This is a genomic window from Streptomyces sp. NPDC004561 (genome assembly GCF_053602155.1).
The window spans coordinates 6,808-11,728 of record NZ_JBSGDB010000285.1 but is presented as its reverse complement, the minus strand read 5'-3'; the positions used below and the strand labels follow the sequence as shown (position 1 = coordinate 11,728).

The following is a 4,921-nucleotide window of genomic DNA, read 5'->3' as shown; positions in this document are numbered from 1 at the left end:
GCCGCTTCAGTTCCCGGGACGGTCACGGTCTGCTCGTCCAACGCGGCGAAGATCTCCTCGGTTCGGTGCGCCGTTCACTTGTGCGGTGTGTACGGGACTCGCTTGGTGACGCCCGACGGGACCTTGGTGCGCGGGGCCGGGGCGATGGCGGCGGGCTTGGCGTGCGCGGTCCTGGCCGGTGCCGCGGTGGAGGAGGGCAGGGTGAAGGTGAGGGGGGTGCCGGCGGAGGCGGTCCAGCCGGACACCGCGCCCGCGTAGGCGCTGCCGAAGGCGGTGCCGCCGACGGTGATGCCGCCGACGGTGGTGCCGGTGGGCAGGGTGGCGGTGACGGCGGTGCCGGCCGGCGCCTGGACGGTCACGGCGCCGCCGATGCGGTAGGCGGTGACCTGCCCGGCGTTCAGGGCGCTCCGCCAGGCGGCGCGGCGCTGCATCTCGGTGCCGATGTCCTTCATCCGCATGTTGACCACGGGGGTGTTGTCCGCGAACAGCGCGTCGTAGCCGTCGAGCACGCCGTTGAGGACCGGGTAGGCGATGCGGTCCTCGGTGAGGTTGGACTGGTGGATGAAGTGCGGCTTGGGGTCGTTGGAGAGCACGTGGCCGAGGGCGATACGGGTCTCCAGCGGCACGATGTCGTCCTGGTAGCCGGTGGCGGTGTCCAGCGGGGCCGGCAGGCAGGTGGTGGTCGCGGGGTTGTCCTCGCAGATGCCGCTGCCGCCCTGGGCGCGGCTGGTGTAGAGCCAGTTGTACTCGTCGACCTCTTCGGAGGCCTTGCCCGCGTTGTAGAAGACGTTCATCGGGTAGCGGGAGACGGTGGTGGCGGGGCCGACCTGACGCTGCTGCGGGTCACGGGAGTTGTCCGAGCCGAGCCACTTGATCCCGTTGTCGGAGAGCGCGGGCGCCAGGTTGGGGTTGTCGTCGGGCTGCTGCGGCAGGATCCGCAGCCCGGAGTGCTCACCCGTGACCAACTCGCTGTTGTCCAGCGGAAGTCCGTTCGCCTGGCCCCAGACGCGGTTGGTGGCGATCTCGTCGTCGATGGTGCTGCGGGAGACCCACTTGGTGCTGCCGTCGGCGTTGGTCTGGCACTTCCACGGCACGACGGTGGTGTCCTGCACGCAGCCCAGGAAGGCGTGCGTGTAGGTGTGGTTGACCCAGCGGAACTGGTCGCGGTCGGCGACGAGCCGGTCGGCGAGCTGGTCCACGCCGTTGTTGTCCCCGCGCTGGTCGACGCTGCCGGAGCCGTTGTAGACCAGGTCGAGGGTGAAGTGGTGGCCGCTCTCCCAGGCGGTGGCGTAGTCGACGTCCGCCGCGGTCATGCGGATCGGGCTGGGCGTGCCCGAGCTGTTGGTGCAGTCGACGTCCCCGGGCGTGCAGTTGAGCTGGGTGTCCCAGCGGTCGTCGGCGGCGAACACGTCGTCCACGTGCACGGCGAAGTAGTTGCGGGAGGCGCCGAGGTGCACCCCGCCGGTCATCCACTCCACGATGCCGCGGGCGAGCAGCCGGAACTGCTCCTGGTACTGGTTGTAGACGAAGGTGACGACGAGTTCGCGCCGCCCGTCGTGCCGGTACTCGCCGACGAGCGAGCCCTGGCTCGACGTGCCCGGGATGGGGGCCTGGACGTACGGGGTGAAGTCGGCGCCGGGCGCGGGCGTCGACAGGTAGGCGTAACTCTCCGCGACGGAGGGCGAGTTGTCCTCGAACGGCACCGGGCCGGCGAGGTAGCCGAAGGGTCCTGCCTTCCCGGCGGCGGTCACCTGGGCCTGGACTCCGTCGATGCTGCCGGAGTAGGCCGGGACCTGGAGTCCGGCCTGGGGGCGGGCGTAGGTGTACGCGTCCACCTGCGGGACGGCGTACGTCTGCTCGTAGGCGGCGAGCGCGGTCATCTCGGCACTGCCGGCCGCGAACGGGTTGTCGTCGGGCAGGACGACGGCCTGGTACTTGGCGCGCGGCCGGCCGTCGACGGTGTCGGCGAGGAAGCCGGCGTCGATGGTGGGCCGGTCGGCGCTGGTGAGGTCGACCTCGGTGTACGGCGTTCCGTCCGCGGTGAGTTCGGCGGTGATGGCGGCGGTGGCGGGTCCACCGTCGCTCACCACCAGGACTCTGAGGTCGATGCGCGGTGCGCCGGTGTCGGCCTGTGCCGGGCCGGCCGGCAGTCCGAGCGCACCGATGAGTGCGCCCACCGTCAGGACGGTGGTGCGTGTGGTCCGCTTCATGCGGTGAAGTCCCCTCCCCGGGCAGGGGTGAGCACGGCTCGCATGGAGCGGACGCACCCCCTTGCGTGACGCCGGCGTCCCCCTCAGAAGCCGGTCGTCCCGCATCCGTCGCGTCACATGGTGATGGCGCTGTGTAGCTTTTGTGGTCGAGTTACGAAACATGACGGAAAAGTGTGGGTGTCGATCGGCTTTGCCGAGCAACCGGATCGACTGTCTTTCCGTCCTCGCCACGCGGGGGTCGCGGTGAGCGGACGGGCTCCACGCCACTGGTCCGGGCCGGTGTACGGCGCACCGGCGGACCGTCGGGTCCGCCGGGCGGCGTACGGGTGTTCCGTGCCATGCGGGCAGTTCGGCCAGACGGCCGGTTCACGTCATCCGCGGCACGGAACCGGGGCGCCCGTCACGCGCAGAGCACGCGCGTCTCGGGCGTGTAGACGGGCCCGCCGTTGGTGTTGGTGCTGTCGCTGAACTCGGCGTAGTAGTACGAGTAGAAGCCGATGTTGCCGTTGCAGCCGGAGTCGGCGGCGACCTTGAGGGTCAGGGTGACGGTACGGCTCTGGCCGGGCGGGATGGTGGCGCCGTAGTCGGCGCCGAGGTTGCTCGGGCCGGTGCCGGAGCAGGGCGTGCTGCCGGCGGCGGTGGCGAGGCTGCACTCGGTGAAGCTGTACTTCAGGTCCGGACGCTGGGTGGTCAGCCAGGTCGGGTCGATGGTCTGGTACACGAACCAGATGTCGTAGGTCTTGTTGTTGGTGATCGTCATCGACAGCTTCACCGTGCCACCGGGGGTGGTGGTGGCGCTGTCGGTGGTGAAGGTGAGCGCGGCGGGGGCGGGGTCGGCGGCGCTCGCTCCGGGGGCGAAGCCGAAGGCGGCGAGGAGGAACGCGAGGACGGCGATGAGACCGAGACGTCTCAGCAGAGGTGATCGCATGGCCCGGGAGGCTAGGCAGGGGGTCGGCACGGCGTCTGCCCTGCCGGACAGGCCGCGCACGCCGATCGGCCGAAAGTGGCGGTCCCGTGAAGGCGGCGCGATGAAGCTATGACGGGCGGTCGCGGACCGAATACGCGCAGTGTGCGGGCGGGTGCCCGCGGGGGTGTGCGGGGCCCGGCGGAACGGTGGTGCGCGGGTGCGGTATTGGCGGGGACGAGACCTGTGCGCGGGGACGGAATCCGGGCGGCCGGTTGTGTGGCGGCGCATTTCCCGGCCAATCGGCGGTTTTCGGCCGCACCGTGGCCGTTCGGCGCATCTGCGGGCCGGATCCCAGCCGCACGCGGGTGCACACCGCCCCCTGCCGCCCCGTCCGGCACCCGGGTGGCATGCCGGACCTCGACGTGGGTAATCGCGCTGGGACTTCGCACATAAGGAGGCGGCCCGCATGCTCATGGCACACCCCGCAGTACTGAAGGACCTCATCGCCCAGTACGAGGCCCTCAACCTGCTCGGGGCGGAGGAGAGCACTCCGCAGGCCCAGCAGCGGCTCGCGGACATCACCTACACGCTGTGCGTGGCCACCGGCACGAGGGATGTGGACATGGCCCTGATCGCCGCCCGCCACCGTCTCTCCGGGGCCCGCCCGGAGGACGACTCCCTGCTACAGGTGTCCGCGGCGACGGAAGCGGCGTCCGGCGTGTGACGCGGAATCGGGACGGAGCGGGCCGGCTCCGTCCCGCTGATGGATCCGGCCCCCCGGGCCGGCACCGCCTGAACTTCCCCTGAACTCCCCCTGAACTCATTGCCTCCCGCTTCTGGTCTGCGAGACCTACCGGACGGTATACAGACCCAGTCGAACGCGCGATGGCCGCTTTTCGCCGCCACGGTCGCGCGACGTACCGGCCTCAGGGGGAGGAACCTTGGCGAACGACACACGTCCGGCGGGCGGAGCGAGAGGACGGCGGCGGGCCGCCGCGGTGGGGGCGGCACTGGGCGGTTGCGCCCTGGTCGCGGCCTCCACGACACCGGCCGCCGCGCACCCCGCCGGGCACGGCCACGATCTCGCGTACGTGGCCCTGGGCGACTCCTACACCTCGGGCCCCGCCATCCCCCAGCAGGTGGACGCGGGTTGCGCGCGCTCCGACCACAACTACCCCTCCTTGGTGGCGGCGGACCAGAAGGCGGCCACGTTCACGGACGTCAGCTGCTCGGGAGCGACGACCGCGGAGATGTGGCAGGCCCAGGGCGCCAACGAGCCCCAACTCGACGCGCTGGGACGGGACACGGACCTGGTGACGGTCCAGATCGGCGGCAACGACGTCGGTTTCGGCTCGATCATCGGCACCTGCGCCCACCTGGCCGCCCAGGACCCGACGGGCAACCCGTGCGAGCGCTCCTACGAGGCGTCCGGCTACGACGCGCTGACCCTCGCCGTCCTGCGGACCGCGCCGAAGGTCGACCGGGTGCTGCGGGCCGTGCACGCCCGGGCGCCGCACGCGCGGGTGGTGGTCGTCGGCTACCCGGACCTGCTGCCCGACGACGGCGTGGGCTGCTTCCCGCAGGTTCCGTTCGCGAAGGGGGACTTCCCCTATCTGCGGGACACCGAGAAGCGGCTGAACCTGATGCTGCGCCTGGTGGCGGGCGTGAACCGGGCGGAGTACGTGGACACGTACGGTCCCACGGTCGGCCACGACATGTGCAAGGCGCCCGCGGACCGCTGGATCGAGCCGCTGCAGCCGGCCTCGCCCGCGGCGCCGGCACACCCCAACGCCAAGGGCGAGGC

Annotated in this window: 4 protein-coding genes; 2 read left to right on the top strand and 2 right to left on the bottom strand. The window is 71.4% G+C overall.

The features are described from left to right. Positions 1-74 precede the first annotated feature (74 nt). Entirely contained in the window at positions 75-2,210 is a 2,136-nt protein-coding gene (locus ACWEN3_RS30055; RefSeq protein ID WP_452976963.1) for a hypothetical protein, read from the bottom strand. Between the two features lie 400 nt (positions 2,211-2,610). Next, entirely contained in the window at positions 2,611-3,138 is a 528-nt protein-coding gene (locus ACWEN3_RS30050; RefSeq protein ID WP_452976961.1) for a hypothetical protein, read from the bottom strand. A 445-nt stretch (positions 3,139-3,583) separates the two neighbouring features. Between ACWEN3_RS30050 and ACWEN3_RS30045 the strand changes: the two genes are divergently transcribed. Next, positions 3,584-3,841 (top strand): DUF5133 domain-containing protein, encoded by a 258-nt coding sequence (locus ACWEN3_RS30045; protein WP_452976959.1) that lies wholly within the window; start codon positions 3,584-3,586, stop codon positions 3,839-3,841. Between the two features lie 217 nt (positions 3,842-4,058). Then, a partial coding sequence (locus tag ACWEN3_RS30040) for an SGNH/GDSL hydrolase family protein (protein ID WP_452976957.1) occupies positions 4,059-4,921 on the top strand: 863 nt, incomplete at its 3' end.

Coding starts and splice junctions, on each gene's coding strand:
- ACWEN3_RS30055 (WP_452976963.1), bottom strand. CDS start 2,210: ATGAAGCGGACCACACGCACCACCGTCCTGACGGTGGGCGCACTCATC.
- ACWEN3_RS30045 (WP_452976959.1), top strand. CDS start 3,584: ATGCTCATGGCACACCCCGCAGTACTGAAGGACCTCATCGCCCAGTAC.
- ACWEN3_RS30050 (WP_452976961.1), bottom strand. CDS start 3,138: ATGCGATCACCTCTGCTGAGACGTCTCGGTCTCATCGCCGTCCTCGCG.